The sequence below is a fragment of the Tsukamurella tyrosinosolvens genome, assembly GCF_900104775.1.
GTDB classification, from domain to species: domain Bacteria; phylum Actinomycetota; class Actinomycetes; order Mycobacteriales; family Mycobacteriaceae; genus Tsukamurella; species Tsukamurella tyrosinosolvens.
This window is the reverse complement of record NZ_FNSA01000003.1, coordinates 1,763,336-1,781,097: the sequence shown is the minus strand read 5'-3', so window position 1 is coordinate 1,781,097 and position 17,762 is coordinate 1,763,336. Positions and strand designations below refer to the sequence as shown.

The window sequence follows — 17,762 nt, the reverse complement described above, 5'->3', positions numbered from 1 at the left end:
GGATCTCCCAGCTGCGTGAACGATACCTACTGGTTAGTACATCGGTGGGACAAGAGTGGGGTTCGGCCCGGCGCCCGGTTCCGTGACCAGGTTCGACGGTCCGCCGCCGGTTTCGCTCATGAGTGCACCGAATCATCCGGCGGCCGCGGAGCCGGTCGGCGGGGCCGATCGATCACGAATCGAGAAGCCCGCGCGGTCCGCCGCTCGTAATCTCGGTGGGGAACCCGAGGACCACCGCGAGGAGAGCATCATGACCGCCCGCAGCGCCACCGCCGCCCGCTTCACCGCCACCGCCGAACGGCTCGGCGAGCGGACCCTCGTCCGGCTGCCGGCCGACGCGAGCGCCGCGCTCCCGTCGCGCGGCCAGGTCGCCGTCACCGGCACCCTCGACGGCGCGGACTTCCGCACCGTCGTCGAGCCCGACGGCCGCAAGGGGCACTGGATCGCCCTCGACGACACCCCGGTCGAAGCCGGCGACCAGGTCGCCGTGGACATCGCGCCGACGAAGGAGTGGCCGGAGCCGACGGTTCCCGACGACCTGCGGTCCGCCCTCGACGCCGCGCCCGACACCGCCGACGTCTGGACGGACATCACGCCGATGGCGCGGTGGGAGTGGGTGCGGTGGATCGGCGCGACGAAGAACCCGGCGACCCGGGCGAAGCGCGTGGACGTGACCATCTCGAAGATGCGCTCCGGCAAGCGCCGCCCGTGCTGCTTCGACCTCGCCTCGTGCACCGATCCGGAGCTGATGAAGAACGGCGAGCTGATCGCCCCTGAGGACGCGCCCCTGCGGCCCGCCTAGCCCCGCCGAACACCGCGCCGGCCGGTCCGCGTCGTACGCGGGCCGGCCGGCGGGTTCGAGATCGATTCAGTTCTGCGGCGGCTGCTGCCCGCCCGGGCGACCCGGGTCCTGCGGGTCCGAGCCGGGCCAGCGCTCGGGGTCGGGCCCGGGCTGCCATCCCTGCTGCCATCCCTGCGGCTCAGCGCCGGGGTGCCCCGCGTGCTGCCCCGTCTGCGGGGTCTCCCCCGGCTGCCACGTCGGAGCCTCGGGGGCCTGCCGGTTCCAGGCGTCGGGCCCGGGCTGCCAGCCCTGCTGCTGGCTCGGCGCGCTGTGCTGCGGCGCCCGCCCTCCGTACTGATGCTGCCCGGGCTGGTGCTGGCCTGCGGGCTGCGCCGGCAGCCCGACGGTCGGCGGCTGCCCGCCCTGGGCGAACTGTTGTCCGGTGCTCGGCGCCTGTTGCGGAACGGCCTGGGTGTGCTGCGTCGAGAGCGGCGCCTGCGGCGGGAGCGGCGGCTGGTAGCCCGGCGCCTGCGCGGGAGCCTGCGCCGCCCCCTGGATGGTGGCCTGCGCCAACGGGTGGTCCCCCGCGGCCGGATCGGGGCGCTGCGCCTGGCCGTGCCGCGCGGTCTCCTTCGCGGCGGCCTCGCGCTCCGCCTTGCGGGCGGGGATCTCGGCCTCGATCTTGCCGAGCCAGCCGTCCCAGCGCTGCTGCATGGGCTTGACCAGCCCGCCGCCGACGCCCACGACGATGACGCCGCCGAGGGTGGCGAGCACCGCGACGAGGACCGGTGTGGTCACGGTGGTCGCGACGCCGATCTGGTTGAGGGCCGCGATGATCCCGGCACCCCAGATGAACAGCGAGGCGATGGTGGCGAGCAGCGGGCCGTACGAGGCGCTGCCGAGCGCGCCCCCGACGATGTCCTTCACGGCCTTCGCGATCGCGGCGACGATCACGATGATGAGGATCGCCACGAACAGCTTCGGCAGCCACGCGACGAACCTGGACAGCAGGTCACCGATCGGATTGGGGCCGAAGACGCCGATCGCGAGCTGCAGGGTGATGAGCAGGACCGCGTAGTAGACGACCTTGGCGAGCAGGGTCGAGGCGTCGTAGTCGCTCTTGGCGAGCACGCCCTGCAGGCCGCTGCGCTCCGCGAGCCGGTCGAAGCCCACCTTGGCGAGGATCTTCGCGATGATCTTGGAGAGGATCTTCGCGATGATCCAACCGATGATCAGGATGACCAGGAAGGCGGCCAGTTTGGGGACGAAGGTCGCGACGGAGCTCCACGCGTCGGAGAGCCCCGCCCCGTAGTCGATGGCGAGTTGGGAGGTCATGGGTTCACCTCTCGATCAGCGATACCCGGGCACGCCGAACGCGCGGAGGGCATCCACGGGAAGGACTTGGGGACCACGCCGGTTACTGGACACCGCCACCCTGCGGCCAACCCTAGGCACTCCGCGGTCCGTTCTCTCGTCAACACCCCCAATCTCGGCGACAACCGATCGCATTTCCGGCATTTCGTCTGACCGGCCCGTGATCGCTTGAGGCGGTTGCAAACTCCAACGTGCCCGCGTTCACCGGATCTACATCGCGCCGCGTCGCGCCGGTCAGCCGTCCAGGCGCCATAGGGCGCCGTCGCGCCGGACGAGCCCCTTCGTCTCCAGCAGCGCGAGCTGTCCCATCACGGCCCGCGCCGGCAGCCCGGCGATCACGGCGATCTCCGACACCGGCAACGCGGATTTCGCCGGGAGCGCGCCGTGCACCCGGAGCGCCACACCGTCGAGACCGTCGGTCGGGCGCGCCGGGACGTCGAGTTCGAGCGCGAGTTCGCCGATCCTGCCCACCTCCTCGATCACCTCCGCGGACCGGGTGACCAGGACCGCGCCCTCGCGGATCAACTGATGACAGGACACCGAGGTCGCCGCCGTGACGGGGCCGGGCACGGCGCACACCGGTACCCCGCGGCGCCGCGCCCAGGTAGCGGTGTTCTTGGTGCCCGACCGGAATCCCGCCTCCACCACCACGACGCCGCCGGTGGCGGTTCCCACGATCCGGTTGCGGTTCAGGAAGCGGTGCCGCGCGGGCACGCCGCCCGGCGGATATTCGGAGGCCACCAGTCCCGTCTCGGCGATGCGCCGGAACAGGCCCGCGTGCCCGGCGGGGTACGGCCGGTCGAGACCGCCCGCGACGAAGGCCACCGTATGGCCCTCCGCGGCGAGCGCCGCGCGGTGCGCGGCACCGTCGATCCCGTACGCGCCGCCGGAGACGATCGTGAACCCCTCGGCCGCGAGGTCGCCCGCGAAGTCGTCGGTCACCCGCTCGCCGTAGCTCGACGGTGCGCGGGTCCCCACCATCGCGACGGACCGCTCCAGCAGCTCGTCGAGCCGCCCCCGGCCGACCACCCACAGCGCCACCGGCCGCAGCTCGCGGACTTCGTCCTCGTGCTCGGTGTCCTCCGATGGCAGACGCTCCGCGAGCCGCCGCAGGGCCTGCTCGGGCCACCCCTCATCGTCCGGCGTCACGAGCCGGCCGCCGAGGTGCGCGATGTGAGCGAGGTCGGCCTCGGCCCGATCCTCCTGCGCCCGCCCGACGGTGCCGTCGGCCACCGCCTCGAAGCCGTCGGCGAACTCCTGCCGACGCACCATGTCGGCTGCGGCCACGGGCCCCACCTCCTCGACGAGGGCGACCAGCGTCCCGCAGGGCGGCTCCGCGACTCGGCTCAGGTACGCCCACGCCCGCCGCACGTCGTCGGTCATCGTCACTCCTTGTCCCGGAACTGCAGGGCCTGCACCACTTCCGGCTCGCCCGGCTTGTCGAGGCCGAGCAGGTCCGCGAGGGTCCACGACAGCCGCAGGCAGCGGTCGGCGCCGCGCGCCGTGATCTTCCCGCCCCGCAGGTAGAGCTCCAGCGGACGAAGAGCCTTGGCCGAGAGCCGGAACCGCCGGCGCAAGACGACGCCCGGAACCTCCGAGTTGGTCAGCCAGCCCTCGGCGCCCCAGCGGTCCGCCGCGGCCTCCCGCGCCCGGTGTACCCGATCGCGCACCGACACACTGGATTCCTCCGCGACGCCGTCCTCGTGCAACGCGCCCGTCCCCGGCGGCTCCATGCGCACCCACAGGTCCACGCGATCCAGCAGCGGACCCGAGAGCCGGCCCAGGTACCGGCGGCGCACCGTCGCCGTGCACGTGCAGTCCTCGTTCCGGGCGGGCGCACACGGGCATGGATTCGCCGCCATCACGAGCAGGAACCGCGACGGGTACTTCACGACGCCGTCGCGCCGGGCCAGCCGGATCTGCCCCTCCTCCAACGGCGTCCGCAGGGCTTCCAGCGAACGCGGCCCCATCTCGGCGCACTCGTCGAGGAACAGCACGCCGCGGTGGGCGAGCGAGACCGCGCCGGGCCGGGCCAATCCGCTGCCGCCTCCGACGAGCGCGCTCACCGAGGACGTCTGATGCGGCGCGACGAAGGGCGGCACGGTGATGAGCGGGCGGTCCGGGCGGAGGTTCCCGGCGATCGAGTGGATCGCACTCACCTCGAGCGCCTCGCGCCTGCCCAGCGCCGGCATGATCCCCGGCAGGCGCGACGCCAGCATGGTCTTCCCGATCCCCGGCGGTCCCGTCATCATGATGTGGTGTGCTCCGGCGGCGGCCACCTCGAGCGCGTACTTCGCCTCCGGCTGCCCCACCACGTCGGCCAGGTCCGCCACCGTCGGATCGCAGTCCTCGGCGACGAGCGGCCCCGGCTCGGCGAGACGCCCCTCCCCAGCGAGCCACGCCACCACCTCGGACAGATGCGCGGCGCCGAGCACCTCGATGCCGTCCACCAGGCCCGCCTCGTCGAGGTTGGCGAGCGGCACCACCGCGCGCGTGAAGCCCGACTCCTTCGCGGCGAGCACGGCCGGAAGCACCCCGCGCACCGCCCGGACACGGCCGTCGAGAGCGAGCTCCCCGAGCAGGACGGCACCGTCGATCCGCCCGACGGACACCCGCTCCGCCGCAAGGAGGATCGCGATCGCCAGGGGCAGGTCGTAGACCGAGCCGACCTTCGGCAGCGTCGCCGGCGACAGCGCGACGGTGACCCGGGTGTCGGGGAATCTGATCCCGATGTTGACGATGGCGGCGCGGATCCGGTCGCGGGACTCCTTGAGCACCGTGTCCGGCAGGCCCACGAGGTGCACCGCCGGCAGGCCCGGACCGATGCAGCCCTCGATCTCGACCACCGCACCGTCGACCCCGGTGATGGCGACCGAGTGCACCTTGCTCAGCGCGGACATCACGCCACCCCGGCGCGGTACTCGAGCGTCACGGGTCCGCCGGGCGGCGTGAAGACGGACGCGACGTCGATGCGGACCTGCTCGAAGGCGCCCTCGGTCTCGGCCAGCCACCGCGAGGTGAGGGCGCGTAGCTGGGCGACCTTGCGCGGCGTCACCGCGTCGAAGCCCGTGCCGAAGGCGGTGCCCGAGCGCGTCTTCACCTCGACGATCGCGAGCATCCCGTCCGGCGCGCGGGCGATCACGTCCAGCTCGCCGCGCAGGCCCCCGCCCGAGTACCGCCAGTTGCGCGCCAGCACCGTCCACCCACGGTCCGCCAGGAAGTCGCAGACCACGTCCTCGCCGGCTCGTCCCGTCTCGTTGTTCCCCATGCGCCGATCCTGCCGCCGGCGCACCATAGGCACCGCCGGCGAGAGCGGTGCCTGTGGAGAAAAAACGTTATGTACGCAAAGCTGTGGACAGCCGCCTCCCGCGGACCCGCTGACTACTCGGGAAGCCGCAGCTCCGGCTTGTCGAGCTCCTCGATGTTGACGTCCTTGAACGTGACCACGCGCGCCTGCTTGAGGAAGCGCGCCGGCCGGTACATGTCCCACACCCAGGCGTCGGTCATCCGCACCTCGAAGTAGACCTCGCCGTCCGCATTGCGCGGGATCAGGTCGACCCCGTTGGCGAGGTAGAACCGGCGCTCCGTCTCCACCACGTAGGTGAACTGGCTCAGCACGTCCTTGTACTCGCGGTACATGGAGAGCTCCATCGCGGTCTCGTACTTCTCGAGATCCTCTGCGCTCACGTCGTCCTCCTCACCTGATGTCATCTGTCGTAACCGCTCCAGATTACCGCGCCGCCGCCGCGTTCTCCGACGACGCGGCCAGCGCGGCCCGCACGTTCTGGTACCGCATGCGGTGCTGGGAGCTCGGCCCCAGCTCCCCCAGCGCCGTCATGTGCACCGCCGTCGAGTAGCCCTTGTGCACCGCGAAGCCGTACCCGGGAAAATCGTCCTCCAGCTCCGTCATCACGCGATCGCGCGTCACCTTCGCCAGCACGCTGGCCGCGGCGATGCACGACGCGGAGGCGTCGCCGCCGATCACCGGCAGCGACGGGATGCCGAGGCCGGGCACGGTGAAGCCGTCGATGAGCACGTATCCGGGCCGTACCTGCAGGCCCGCGACCGCGCGCCGCATGCCCATGATGTTGGCGACGTGCACGCCGATCCTGTCGATCTCGGGGGCCGGGATCGACACCACCGACCAGCTCACGGCCAGTTCGAGGATCTTCGGGTACAGCTGCTCGCGGGCGTTCTCGGTGAGCTTCTTCGAATCGTCGAGGCGGGCGAGCGATGCCGGGATCCGGTTCGGGAGGATGCACGCCGCGACCGTCATCGGACCGGCACACGCGCCGCGCCCGGCCTCGTCGATGCCCGCGACGGGCCCGAGTCCCGCCCGGCCGAGCACGGTCTCGAGCGTGCTCAGGCCCGACGATGCCCGCACCACCGGCCGCGGGGGCCATCGGTCGCGCATGCGCCCCTAGCCCTGCTGCGGGTTGATCGAATCCACCGTCTGCCAGCGGCTGAACGGGTAGATGACCGCGACGACCTTGCCGCGGATGTCCGCCTTCGGGATCGTGCCCTGCAGCTCGTCCTCGATGTGGAAGCGCGAGTCGCGCGACATGGTGCGGTTGTCGCCCATCGCGAAGACGTTGCCGTCGGGCACGGTGATCGGCCCGAAGGGCACGCCCCAGCAGCCGTCCTGCTCGGCCATCTGCTTGGCGGCGTCGGCGAGGTAGGGCTCGACGAGCTTCTTGCCGTTCACGGTGACACCCGTCTCGGGTCGGCACTGAATGGTCTGCCCGCCGACCGCGATCACGCGCTTGACGAGGTCGTTCTCGTTCGGCGGCTGCAGGCCCACGTAGGACAGCGCCTCCTGGAACCCGCGGATCACGGTGTTGCTCGATCGCACCGGCGTCACGGGGGCGAGGCCCCACGACTCGGTCGGCGCGCGGAAGACGACGACGTCTCCGGGCTTCGGGTCGCCGGTGAAGTAGCTGATCTTCTGCGTCACGATCCGGTCGCCGGTGCAGCCCTCGCACCCGATCAGGGTGGGTTCCATCGACTCGGACGGCACGTACCACTGACGGCCGACGAAGGTCTGTAGGCAGAAGCTGAGCACCAGCGCGACCAGCACGATCGCGCCGACCTCGAGCGGCCAGTTGGTCTTCTTTTCCTTCTTCGCCTTCGCGCGCTTGCCGGAGCGGCCGCCCGTGGGCGCATCGGCGTCGTCCGCGCCGCTCGCCCTGCCCGACGGTGCCGGGTCCGGTGCGGCGTGACGGCCCGCCTTCCGCGCGGGCTCGGACGCGCCGGCGGGCTCGGGGAGGTCCGGGGAGTTCGTCTGGTCGGGCACGGGTACACACTACCGAGCCGTACCCCGAGCAACGCGTACCAGCGCGCGTACGGAACGCCGACCCGTTCTGCCCGGCGGGGTCCGCTGGGCGAACGTCACCCGCGACAGCCGTCGAGCAGGGTCTCGACCAGTCGTGCGGCCCAGCGATCCCGCTCCTGACGCGGCTGGACATCGCGCCCGAACTGCGGCAACACCAGTTCATAGCACGCACCGATCAGGAGGCTCGCCGCCGACGCGGTGTCGACACCCGCGCGGATGCGGCCCAGATCCCGCTCGGCACGGAGGTGGGATTCGACGTGCTGATGCAGGTCACCCCCCTTGTCCGACGCGGGCATCGCCTGGAACCGGGCGATCGCCTCAGGGTGGGCGAGCAGTCCGGCGAATGCGGGAAGGATCGCATCGTGCAGCGCGAGCAGGTACTCGACGTAGGTGGTGAGGTTGCCCTCGAGCGTGTCCTCGCCGGGGCGCGGCGGCCGCGGCAGCGTTCGCTCGACGGTGTCGAGGTGCGCGAGGAGGCCCTGCGCCAGCAGGTCCTCCTTGTCGTCGAAGTAGTTGTAGATCACCCCGGACGCCACGTCCGCCTCACGCGCGATGGCCCGCACCGTCAGGCCTGCGGCGCGGCGTTCGGCGATGAGCCGCCGGGTGACCTCGACCAGGTGGTCGCGGATGCCTGGGCTGCCTGGCCCGCGGAGTGAGGCCGGGGTTCGCGGCATGTCGGAGACCTTTCGACCGGCTCGGATCAGGACATGACTCGGGTGTTCTGGAACGTGCGGAACAACCACTCGCCGCCGACCCGGACGGCGACCTTCGTCTGAATGGACAGATCCTCGGCGCGGCACCGGGTCTCGTCGTTACGGAGGATGCAGTTGCCGCTCGTGACGACCACCGCGGTATCCGCGGAGATGAAGTCCACCGTGCGTTCCGTGGGCGCCGACATGCGGGTCCCCGCCATGAAGCCGGCGAAGCCCTCCGTCATCGTCGCCTCGATGGACGCCCTACCGCGGTAGTGGCCGCCCATCACGTCAACGAGGTCCGCGTCCTCGGTGAACGTCGCGGCGAACGCCGCGCCGTCGCGCCCCCACGATGCGATCTGTCGACGTTCGAGCTCCTCCAGCTGTTCACGGTCCTCAGCGCTCGGCATCGTCGTCCCTCCTCGTAGTGACCATTCGTTCATGAACGTGTGATCACTACGGTACGTGTTCGCGCTCGCGAGGGTCAAGGGAGCGATCTCGGCCACGCCCGATCGCCAGAAGTACGACGACAGGCGCGCAAAAAAGGGCCCCGGCCGCCGCTGATGCAGCGGGCCAAGGCCCCCGTTGAGCGCTGGTGTCAGCGCTTCTCCTTGATCTTGGCGGCCTTACCGCGCAGGTCGCGCAGGTAGTACAGCTTCGCGCGACGGACGTCACCACGGGTGAGGACGTCGATCTTGGCGATGTTCGGGGAGTGCACGGGGAAGGTGCGCTCCACACCGACGCCGAAGGACACCTTGCGCACGGTGAAGGTCTCGCGCACGCCGCCACCCTGGCGGCGGATCACGACGCCCTTGAACACCTGGACGCGCTCCTTGCTGCCCTCGATGACCTTGACGTGCACGTCAAGGGTGTCGCCGGGGCGGAAGTCGGGCACATCGCTGCGCAGGGACTGCTGGTCAATGAAGTCGAGCGTGTTCATCGCTGGATCATCCGTTTCTTACATGTCTTCGCGAGCAGAGGACCCTGGCGGCCCGTCGCGGCTACTGCCGCGGGGGTTCGACCGGTTCGTACTCCTGTCCTGCCGGCCGCTCCGCAGCCGGATACACCCGGGTGGCACGCAGCCCGGGCAACCTGTTGATTGTGCCAGATCGACGCCGGTTTTTCGAAATCGTGAGCCGCCGGGCCATCGACCGGGGCCGACGGGGCGGTGCCGGCGCGGGTACGACGGTGCGGTCCAGCTCCTTCTCCGCGTCCTCGCGCAGGTGCGGCAGCAGGTCCGGACGGCCGGCCATCAGGTCCTGCACCGCGATCTTCGCCCGGATCAGGGGGCGGCGCAGCCGGCGTTCGCGACGCAGCGCGCGGAGCATCCGCCGCGAGTCCTGCTCGTACCGCCACCGGGCCCACGGTGCGCCCGGCCGGGAGAGCCGGATCGCGCCGATCAACAGCAGGGGGAAGAAGAACAGCCCGATCAGGCCGGTCCAGATCTTCCCCTTGAGCAGCACGATCGCCGCGGTACCGAGGCTGATCACGCCGAAGCCGATCTGCGCCGCCCGCTCGGGTGAGTCCCGGAAACCCGCGAAGTCCACCAGGTCGAGCGGGCGCAACCCGAGGAGCAGCAGCCCACTCATGGCGATCGCCACGAACACCGCGTCGACCGAGGCCCGTCCCTCCTCCTGCCAGTACACGTCCCGCAGGTAGAGGATCAGCGCGAACTCGTCGAGGATCAGCGCCGCCCCGAGCCCGAAGACCCCGGCGAGCACCGCGGCCGTCGTCTGGGTGGCCTTGTCGAAGTTCGCGATGAGCCCGATCGCCGAGCCCAGGCAGAGCACCACGCCGAACACCATGTGGTGCAGATGCAGACCGCCGGGCTTGACGTTGCCGAACCACCAACGCACGTTCGCCCGGATCAGCCGCACGCTGATGCGGATCCCCATGAAGCCCACGATCAACCCCACGCAGAAGGAGAACAGCGGGAGCCGTCCCCCTCCGACGATGTCGTTCGCGAACCAGGTGGACATGCCTCCAACCTAGCCTCGCGCCCCGTCGTCCCAGGTCGGAACGCCGCCGCCGATGCAGCACCCGCGCACGCGCCGCGTGCGCGGGCATGCGCGGGGCTACTTCCCGAAGCCCGCCTTGCGCAGCGCGTCGGCCATCGAGCCCGACGGTGCCGCCTGCCCGCCTCCGCGCGCCGAGCGGTTCTGGCCGCCGCGCTGGCCCTGGCCGCGGTTCTGTCCCTGCCCGCGCTGGCCGCCGGGCTGCGCGCCGCGGGCATCGCCCCGCGGGCCGCCGCCGCGCTGGCCGTGACCGCGCTGCGCTCCCCCGCCGCGCGGGCCGCGCTCCTTGGGGGCGGCGTCGTCGTTGAGGCGCAGAGAGAGGCCGATGCGCTGGCGCTCGACGTCCACGTCGACGACCTTGACCTTGACGACCTGGCCGGACTTGACCACCTCGTGCGGATCGGAGACGTACCGGTCGGACATGGCGGAGACGTGGACGAGCCCGTCCTGGTGCACGCCCACGTCGACGAAGGCACCGAAGGCCGCGACGTTGGTGACCACGCCCTCCAGCACCATGCCGGGCTTGAGGTCGGAGACCTTCTCGACGCCGGCGGCGAAGGTCGCCGTCGCGAAGGCGGGGCGCGGGTCACGGCCGGGCTTCTCGAGTTCGGCGAGGATGTCGGTCACCGTCGGGACGCCGAAGCGCTCGTCGGCGAGCTCGGCGGCGATGTCGGCGGGACGCAGCTTCGCGAGCGCGGGACCGTTGCCGATGAGCTCCGCGAGGGCCAGCCCGGAGCGGTCGAGGATCTTCCGCACCACGGGGTAGGCCTCGGGATGCACGCCCGAGGCGTCGAGCGGATCGTCGCCGCCGCGGATGCGGAGGAAGCCCGCGCACTGCTCGAACGCCTTCGGGCCGAGGCGCGGCACGTCCAGCAGGCTCTTGCGGCTGCGGAAGGCGCCGGCGCCGTCCCGGTGCGCGACGATCGCGGCCGCCAGGTTCTCGGTCACGCCGGATACCCGCGCGAGCAGCGGCGCCGACGCGGTGTTCAGGTCGACGCCCACGGCGTTCACCGCGTCCTCCACGACCGCGTCGAGCGACTTCGCGAGGCTGGCCTGCGAGACGTCGTGCTGGTACTGGCCCACGCCGATCGACTTGGGGTCGATCTTCACCAGCTCGGCCAGCGGGTCCTGCAGGCGGCGGGCGATGGAGACGGCGCCGCGCAGCGAGACGTCCATGTCCGGCAGCTCCTGCGAGGCGTACTCCGAGGCGGAGTAGATCGACGCTCCGGCCTCACTCACGACCGCCTTCGCCGGCACCTTCGCACCGGCCTTCTTGATCTCGCCGAGCAGCTCGGTCGTCAGGGCGTCGGTCTCGCGCGACGCGGTGCCGTTGCCGATGGCGACGAGCTCCACGTCGTGCCGGGCGATCAGCGCCGCGAGCAGCGCCTTGGACTTGTCCCACTGGTTCTGGGGCTGGTGCGGGTAGATGATCAGTGTGTCGAGCACCTTGCCGGTGCCGTCGACGACGGCGGTCTTGACGCCGTTGCGGAAGCCGGGGTCCAGGCCCAGTGTCGGGCGGGTGCCCGCGGGCGCGGCCAGCAACAGGTCCTTGAGGTTGGTGGCGAAGACGTGCACGGCGTCGTCCTCGGCGCGCTGCCGTAGGCGGGTCCGCGCGTCGACGGTGGCCGAGACCATCAGCTTGGTGCGCCACGCCCACCGCGCGACGGTGCCGAGCCACTTGTCGGCCGGGCGGCCCTGATTCGAGATGCCGAGCGTGGACGCGACCATCGCCTCGTAGTCGGCGTCCTCGCCACCGTCGAACTGCAGCGAGAGCACCTCCTCCTTCTCGCCGCGCAGCACGGCGAGCACGCGGTGCGAGGGCATCGACTCGAGCGGCTCGGAGAACTCGAAGTAGTCGCGGAACTTCTGCGCCTTCTGCGGATCCGCGCCCTCGCGCACGCCGGTGCGCAGCGTGGAGTCGGCCCAGAACTTCTCACGGACGGTGCCGACCAGCTCGGCGTCCTCCGACGCCCGCTCCACGAGGATGTGCCGCGCGCCCTCGAGCGCGGCCGCCGCGTCGGCGACGTTCTCGCCCAGGAACTCCCCGGCCAGCTCTTCGGGGACCAGCGTCGGATCGTCGAGCAGCCGCTCCGCGAGGGGCTGCAGCCCGTTCTCGCGGGCGATCTGCGCCTTGGTGCGCCGCTTGACCTTGTACGGCAGGTAGATGTCCTCGACGCGGGCCTTGGTCTCGGCCGCGAGCAGCGCCGCGCGCAGTTCCGGCGTCAGCTTGCCCTGCTCCTCGATCGAGGCGAGCACCGCGGCGCGCCGGTCGTCGAGTTCGCGCAGGTAGCCGAGCCGCTCCTCGAGCGTGCGGAGTTGCGCGTCGTCCAGGCTGCCCGTGACCTCCTTGCGGTACCGGGCGATGAACGGCACCGTCGACCCCTCGTCCAGCAGCTGGACCGCGGCGGCCACCTGGTTCTCCCCCACCGAGAGCTCCTCGGCGATGCGGGCGGATACGGACTTCACGGGCGCGCTCGAATTCACGCGGCCACCCTACCGGCGGGCCCCGACGAGTTCGGCGATCACCGGCTCCGTGGCGCCGCACACCATGACCGCCTCGTAGGCGACGTCGGCCAGTCCCCCGCCGCCGTCGCGCACCAGGAAGTGCAGCGCCGCCATCACCCGAGCGGACTGGAAGCTCAGGATGTAGCCGGTGTGGTCGCCGTCCCGGCGGCGTGCGTGCGCCTCCTGGTCGAGCCGGTCGACGGCGGCGGCGAGCCGGTCCGCCTCGCCCCGCCGGGAGCCCGGCGCACGACGCTCGTCGAGCAACACCTCGCCCGCGGCGTCGAGGGCGGGGTCGGCGGCGCGGTCGAGGGCCCCGGAGACGAGGGCGAGCCCCGCGGCGTGGCGCCGGTCGGCGGTCACGGCGGCGACGGCCTCGGCGAGGTCGGGCAGGCTAGTCGAGCGGTGCATCGGCGTCCTCCCAGCCGGCGGTCCACGCATCGGGCGACCACGTCGGTGTGAATCCGGCGGCGCGCAGGTACTCGCACACGTCAGGCGGCGGCTCGACGGCACCGACCACCGGTCCGGGCGCGAAACCGTGTGCGGCGCAGAAGGTCGCGATGGAAAGTTCGGGCCAGTTCTCGTTGCCGGCGGCGAGCTCGCCGTCGCGCAGGATCACCCCGGGTCGTAGGTAGCCGTCGAGCTCCGTGGTGCCGATGAGCCGCCAGGGGCGCCCGGCCTCGTCGGCCACTTCGGCGACGGCCATCCGCACCCAACCCCGCGCGGGTCCGGTCACCGCGCCGCACACCTCGCGCAGCCTCAGGTCGAGGTCGGCGGGCGTGGAGACGGGCACCGCGTAGTGGGCGGCGCGGTGGGCGCCGTCGGCCCTGAGGGCCCTGCCGAGCATGCCCATCCCGGCCACGGGCGCGAAGGAGCCGAGCGCGGCGCCGTGCCCGGCGGCGAGCTCGGCGGAGCGTCGGCTCGCCTCCTCCGCGGCATCCTCGGTCTCGGCACGGCCGCGGTCGTCGGCGAGGTCGGCGGCCTGCTCGGCACCGGGGTCGCCGGGCGGGTTCTGCCCCCGGACCTCCAGCCGGGCGAGGGCGGTGCGGGCGGCCACGTCGGTCATGCGGGCGCGGGTGTCGTCCACGAGGTGCGCGTACTCCCCATGGAACTCCTCCCGAGCCGCGTCCAGCGCGGCCGCCGCGGTCAGCGCGCCCGACGGCCCGTCGACGCCGAGGCCGGCGGCGAGGCCTCGGGCCGCCTCGTGCGCGGCGAGGTACGCCTCCCCGATCGAGGTGTACGGGCCCGGTTCCTGCGGCCAGAACGCGGCGTCCGTCATCGGACCGACTCGATCGCCGCGGCACCGGTGCGGTCCGCGTCGGCCGCGCGGCGGGCCCGCCGGCGGATGCTCGCGGCGAGCCCCCGCAGCTCGGCGGCGGCCGCGGCGTGCAGGTCCCGCGCGGCGGCGTCGGAGGCGGCCGGGACGTCGCCGAGGGCGTGCGCGTAGCGGTCGTCGGGCAGCGGCAGGGGTTCCGGAGCGGGCAGGGCGTCGGCGAGGGCGTCGACGATCCGCGCCTCCCGCTCCCAGGCGTCCGGCTCGAGTTCGAAGATCATCGCGGCACCCGGGTCAGCTCGGCGCGCCGCTCGTAGTGCTCGCGCAGGGTGCCCGCCGCGCGGGCGGCGAGCTCGGCGATCAAGGGCCCCAGGCGTTCCGGCGGGTGGGCGCGCGGCGTGCCCGGCGCCAGTTCCACCTCCACGACGTGGCCGCGCACGTCCACGGTCACGGCGACGGTCCGGTCCTGCGACCGCGCCGTGACGCGGGCCGTCCGGAACTCCTCGTCGAGCCGCGCGAGCTCCGCCTCGCGCCGTTCGACGTCCGCGAGCAGCGCCGCGGCGCCGCTGATCCCAGCCATGATTCCCCCGAATCCGCGGGCGCCCCCACGCCCGCTGCGACCATCATGCCGCGCGAGTGCACTCCCGGTGCGGGTTCGACGGCATTCGCCGCCGCGGCACTCAGGCCTCCCAGTCCGGGAGCGAGTCGGCCAGCACCGCGGGAAGTTCCACGCGCAGGCGCGATCCCCCGCGCGGCGAGGCCTCGATGCGGACCGAGCCGCCGTGCGCACGAGCGATCTCCCCGATGATGAGCAGCGCCAGCCCCGTGCCGTCGGGGCGGAGGCGATCGGGGGCGTCGAACGGCGCGAAGGCGCGCTCGCGGTCGGCGGCGGGGATCGGCGGTCCGTCGTCGTCCACGCGGAGCACCACGGCGTCGTCGAACGTCGCTATCCGCAGCACGACCGCGGTTTCCGCGTGCCGTGCGGCCTCGTCGAGGAGGTACTGCATCAGCACGACGAGGTGGGTGCGGGCGCCGAGCACCAGCGTCGCGAGATCGCCCTCGACGGAGAACGACGCCGCGGCCGGGGCGCGAACGTCGGTCATCACCTCGAACCACGGGAGGATCTCGCGCCGCGGCCGCTCGCCCGCGCGCAGGCGGGCGAGCAGCAGCACGTCGGCGGTGGCGGTCTGGAGCCGGTCGGCGTCGGCGAGCGCGCGCTGTACGGCGTGGACGGGATCGGGGCCACCGGGTCGGGTCGCGGCGTACAGGTCCGCGCGCACGGTGGCGAGCGGGCCGCGCAGGGTATCGGCGGCGTCGCCGACGAAGTCGAGGCGGCGTTCGGCGCCGCGCTGGCGCCGGTCGAGGGCGTCGTTGAGGGTGCGGGCGAGTCGGGCGAGTTCGTCGTCGCCGCCGGGCTCGGCCACCCGCAACCGCGGGTTGCCGTCCGCCAGCTCGCGGTACCGTCGCTCGATCGCACCGACACGCCGCAGGACCCGGTCGGCGGAGATCCAGGCGACAACGCCGGCCACGATGCCCGCGACGGGCACCGCCACGATCGCCGCCCCGGGCAGGCCGCCGGTGGACAGCGCGAGGACGGCGGCGAGGGCCGCGGCACCGAGGAGCACGACCGCTCCGGCGAGCAGCGACATCCGTGCTCGCACAGAACCAGGGCCCGTCGTGTGCGGCGCCGGTGTCCCTGCCACTCGTCCTCCTCCCGGACTCCGATCGCGACTGCCACAGCAGTGCGATCGCGATCGCGAAGTATCGAGGGTTGACCTTACCGAGCCGGGTGCCGTTCCCGGCGCTCTTCGCGCCCGTGGCGCGGGCCTAGGCGGGCGGCAGCAGGTCCGGTCGACGGTCCGCGGTCCGCGCGAGCGACTGCTCGCGACGCCAGGCGGCGACCTTGGCGTGGTCGCCCGAGAGCAGGACGGGCGGCACGGCGAGGTCGCGCCAGGTCTCGGGGCGCGTGTAGGACGGCCCCTCGAGGAGGCCGTCGGCACCGTCGGAGAAGGAGTCGTCGTGGTGGCTGAGCTTGTTGCCCAGCACCCCGGGAATGAGGCGACCGAAGGCCTCGACCATGACGAGGACGGCGGCCTCGCCGCCGATGAGGACGTAGTCGCCGATGGAGACTTCGACGACCCGCACGCGGCGGGCGGCGTCGTCGAAGACGCGCTGGTCGATGCCCTCGTAGCGGCCGCAGGCGAACACGATGTGCTCCTCGCGGGCCCACTCGTGCGCCATGGCCTGGGTGAACGGGACGCCTGCGGGCGTGGGGACGACGAGGAGGGCGTCGTCGGGGCAGACGTCGTCGAGGGCGGGACCCCAGACGGTGGGCTTCATGACCATGCCGGGACCGCCGCCGTAGGGCGAGTCGTCGACGGCCTTGTGCACGTCGTGGGTCCAGTCGCGCAGGTCGTGCACGCCGAACTCGAGCAGGCCCTTGTCGACGGCCTTGCCGAGGAGCGCCTGCCGCAGCGGCGCGAGGTACTCGGGGAAGATCGTCACCACGTCGATGCGCACGGGCCTACTCCGGATCGAGGAGGCCGTCGGGCGGGTCGACGGTGACGACGCCGCCGGCGACGTCGATGTCGGGGACGATCGCGGTGACGAACGGGATGAGGATCTCGCGGCCGTCGGGCGCCTTCACCGACAGCAGTTCGCCGCCGGGCGCGTGCAGAACCTCGGCGATGGTGCCGACGTCCTCGCCCCCGACGGTGCGGACGGCCAGACCCTCGAGCTCGTGGTCGTAGAACTCGTCGGGGTCGTCGCTCGGTTCGACGTCCGCCGAGTCGATGAGGAAGAGCGTGCCGCGCAGCTCGTCGGCGGCGGTGCGGTCGTTCACGCCCTGCAGACGCACCAGCAGCCTCCCGGAATGGTTCCGGGAGGCCGCCACGGTGTACGTCTGGGTGTTCTTCTCGCGGGGGCGCCGACCGGTGAGGACGGCGCCGTCCGCGAAGCGGAGCTCGGGCGAATCGGTGCGCACCTCCACGACGATCTCGCCGCGGATGCCGTGCGACTTGGCGACGCGGCCGATCACGAGCTCCATCGGGTCAGCGGACCCGATCGGTGTCGACGACGTCGATCCGGATGCCCTTGCCACCGATACCGGTGACGAGGGTGCGCAGGGCGGTGGCGGTGCGGCCGCTGCGGCCGATGACCTTGCCCAGGTCGTCCGGGTTCACGTGGACCTCGATCACGCGGCCGCGACGGCCCGTGATGAGGTCGACGCGGACATCGTCCGGGTTCGACACGATGCCGCGCACGAGGTGCTCGACGGCATCGGCGACGACGGCGCTCATTACTCGCCCTCGGCCGGAGCCTCGGCGGGAGCCTCAGCAGCCTCTGCAGGCGCCTCGTCGGCCTTCTTCTCCGCCTTCTTCTTGGGCGTGGTGGCGGCCGCGGCGGGCTCCTTGTCGGCCGCAGCGAGAGCGGCGTTGAAGAGGTCCAGCTTGGACGGCTTCTCGGCGGCGGTCTTCAGGGTGCCCTCGGCCCCGGGGAGGCCCTTGAACTTCTGCCAGTCACCCGTGATCTTCAGGAGGGCGAGAACCGGCTCGGTCGGCTGTGCGCCGACGCCCAGCCAGTACTGCACGCGCTCCGAGTCGATCTGGATGAGCGAGGGCTCCTCCTTGGGGTGGTACTTGCCGATCGACTCGATCGCGCGGCCGTTGCGGCGGGTGCGCGAGTCGGCGATGACGACGCGGTACTGCGGGTTGCGGATCTTGCCGAGCCGCGTGAGCTTGATCTTGACAGCCATGTGCTGTGGTTCCTTCGTTCGTAGTCACGTGTGCAATTC

22 protein-coding genes are annotated in these 17,762 nt (G+C 72.4%); 1 reads left to right on the top strand and 21 read right to left on the bottom strand.

Translation table 11 applies throughout. The annotated features are described in order from the left end of the window. Nucleotides 1-250 precede the first annotated feature (250 nt). The gene (locus BLW32_RS10045) at nt 251-802 is read left to right on the top strand and encodes a YdeI/OmpD-associated family protein (protein WP_068742346.1); all 552 of its coding nucleotides are present in this window, start codon (nt 251-253) and stop codon (nt 800-802) included. Nucleotides 803-868: 66 nt separating this feature from the next. On the opposite strand, the gene BLW32_RS28430 is transcribed toward BLW32_RS10045, so the two are convergent. The 21 genes from BLW32_RS28430 to rpsP form a co-directional block, all read right to left on the bottom strand. After that, nucleotides 869-2,116, bottom strand: a complete 1,248-nt coding sequence (locus BLW32_RS28430; RefSeq protein ID WP_082791474.1) for a mechanosensitive ion channel family protein — start codon at nt 2,114-2,116, stop codon at nt 869-871. Nucleotides 2,117-2,389: 273 nt separating this feature from the next. Continuing rightward, nucleotides 2,390-3,538 carry a DNA-processing protein DprA gene (gene dprA / locus BLW32_RS10035; protein ID WP_068742253.1) on the bottom strand — a complete coding sequence of 383 codons (1,149 nt, stop codon included), beginning with the start codon at nt 3,536-3,538 and terminating at the stop codon, nt 2,390-2,392. Nucleotides 3,539-3,540: 2 nt separating this feature from the next. Then, entirely contained in the window at nt 3,541-5,055 is a 1,515-nt protein-coding gene (locus BLW32_RS10030; RefSeq protein ID WP_068742254.1) for a YifB family Mg chelatase-like AAA ATPase, read from the bottom strand. Further along, on the bottom strand, nt 5,055-5,423 hold the full coding sequence (locus tag BLW32_RS10025) for a YraN family protein (RefSeq protein WP_068742255.1): 369 nt from the start codon (nt 5,421-5,423) through the stop codon (nt 5,055-5,057). The genes BLW32_RS10030 and BLW32_RS10025 overlap by 1 nt, the downstream gene beginning before the upstream one ends. Before the next feature lie 113 nt (nt 5,424-5,536). Further along, nucleotides 5,537-5,842 (bottom strand): DUF2469 domain-containing protein, encoded by a 306-nt coding sequence (locus tag BLW32_RS10020; protein WP_040768524.1) that lies wholly within the window; start codon nt 5,840-5,842, stop codon nt 5,537-5,539. A 43-nt stretch (nt 5,843-5,885) separates the two neighbouring features. Beyond that, nucleotides 5,886-6,569: a ribonuclease HII gene (locus BLW32_RS10015; protein ID WP_068742256.1), complete on the bottom strand. Its 684-nt coding sequence runs from the start codon at nt 6,567-6,569 to the stop codon at nt 5,886-5,888. A 6-nt stretch (nt 6,570-6,575) separates the two neighbouring features. Continuing rightward, the gene (gene lepB / locus BLW32_RS10010; RefSeq protein WP_068524897.1) at nt 6,576-7,448 is read right to left on the bottom strand and encodes a signal peptidase I; all 873 of its coding nucleotides are present in this window, start codon (nt 7,446-7,448) and stop codon (nt 6,576-6,578) included. 95 nt (nt 7,449-7,543) lie between these two features. Beyond that, a complete protein-coding gene (locus tag BLW32_RS10005) occupies nt 7,544-8,161 on the bottom strand; it encodes a TetR/AcrR family transcriptional regulator (RefSeq protein WP_068742257.1) in 618 nt (205 codons plus the stop codon). A 26-nt stretch (nt 8,162-8,187) separates the two neighbouring features. Next, nucleotides 8,188-8,589, bottom strand: coding sequence for an SgcJ/EcaC family oxidoreductase (locus BLW32_RS10000; protein ID WP_068524895.1), 402 nt, complete (start codon nt 8,587-8,589; stop codon nt 8,188-8,190). A gap of 188 nt (nt 8,590-8,777) precedes the next feature. Next, nucleotides 8,778-9,119 carry a 50S ribosomal protein L19 gene (rplS, locus tag BLW32_RS09995; protein WP_019203499.1) on the bottom strand — a complete coding sequence of 114 codons (342 nt, stop codon included), beginning with the start codon at nt 9,117-9,119 and terminating at the stop codon, nt 8,778-8,780. A 61-nt stretch (nt 9,120-9,180) separates the two neighbouring features. Then, on the bottom strand, nt 9,181-10,158 hold the full coding sequence (locus tag BLW32_RS09990) for a hypothetical protein (protein ID WP_068524894.1): 978 nt from the start codon (nt 10,156-10,158) through the stop codon (nt 9,181-9,183). Between the two features lie 96 nt (nt 10,159-10,254). Further along, on the bottom strand, nt 10,255-12,678 hold the full coding sequence (locus tag BLW32_RS09985) for a Tex family protein (protein ID WP_068742258.1): 2,424 nt from the start codon (nt 12,676-12,678) through the stop codon (nt 10,255-10,257). 9 nt (nt 12,679-12,687) lie between these two features. Beyond that, complete coding sequence (locus tag BLW32_RS09980) at nt 12,688-13,107, bottom strand: hypothetical protein (RefSeq protein WP_068742259.1); 420 nt, start codon at nt 13,105-13,107, stop codon at nt 12,688-12,690. After that, nucleotides 13,091-13,975 (bottom strand): hypothetical protein, encoded by an 885-nt coding sequence (locus tag BLW32_RS09975; RefSeq protein ID WP_068742260.1) that lies wholly within the window; start codon nt 13,973-13,975, stop codon nt 13,091-13,093. The genes BLW32_RS09980 and BLW32_RS09975 overlap by 17 nt, the downstream gene beginning before the upstream one ends. After that, nucleotides 13,972-14,250, bottom strand: coding sequence for a hypothetical protein (locus tag BLW32_RS09970; RefSeq protein WP_068742261.1), 279 nt, complete (start codon nt 14,248-14,250; stop codon nt 13,972-13,974). Before BLW32_RS09970 ends, BLW32_RS09975 begins: the two co-directional genes overlap by 4 nt. Beyond that, the gene (locus BLW32_RS09965; protein ID WP_068524889.1) at nt 14,247-14,549 is read right to left on the bottom strand and encodes a YbaB/EbfC family nucleoid-associated protein; all 303 of its coding nucleotides are present in this window, start codon (nt 14,547-14,549) and stop codon (nt 14,247-14,249) included. Before BLW32_RS09965 ends, BLW32_RS09970 begins: the two co-directional genes overlap by 4 nt. A gap of 100 nt (nt 14,550-14,649) precedes the next feature. Further along, the gene (locus tag BLW32_RS09960; protein WP_068742262.1) at nt 14,650-15,618 is read right to left on the bottom strand and encodes a HAMP domain-containing sensor histidine kinase; all 969 of its coding nucleotides are present in this window, start codon (nt 15,616-15,618) and stop codon (nt 14,650-14,652) included. Between the two features lie 178 nt (nt 15,619-15,796). Next, the gene (gene trmD, locus BLW32_RS09950; protein WP_068524886.1) at nt 15,797-16,489 is read right to left on the bottom strand and encodes a tRNA (guanosine(37)-N1)-methyltransferase TrmD; all 693 of its coding nucleotides are present in this window, start codon (nt 16,487-16,489) and stop codon (nt 15,797-15,799) included. Nucleotides 16,490-16,493: 4 nt separating this feature from the next. Then, nucleotides 16,494-17,015, bottom strand: a complete 522-nt coding sequence (gene rimM / locus BLW32_RS09945) for a ribosome maturation factor RimM (RefSeq protein WP_068742264.1) — start codon at nt 17,013-17,015, stop codon at nt 16,494-16,496. A gap of 4 nt (nt 17,016-17,019) precedes the next feature. Beyond that, a complete protein-coding gene (locus tag BLW32_RS09940) occupies nt 17,020-17,268 on the bottom strand; it encodes an RNA-binding protein (RefSeq protein WP_013126270.1) in 249 nt (82 codons plus the stop codon). Beyond that, nucleotides 17,268-17,723: a 30S ribosomal protein S16 gene (gene rpsP / locus BLW32_RS09935; protein ID WP_068742265.1), complete on the bottom strand. Its 456-nt coding sequence runs from the start codon at nt 17,721-17,723 to the stop codon at nt 17,268-17,270. Before rpsP ends, BLW32_RS09940 begins: the two co-directional genes overlap by 1 nt. Nucleotides 17,724-17,762 lie beyond the last annotated feature (39 nt).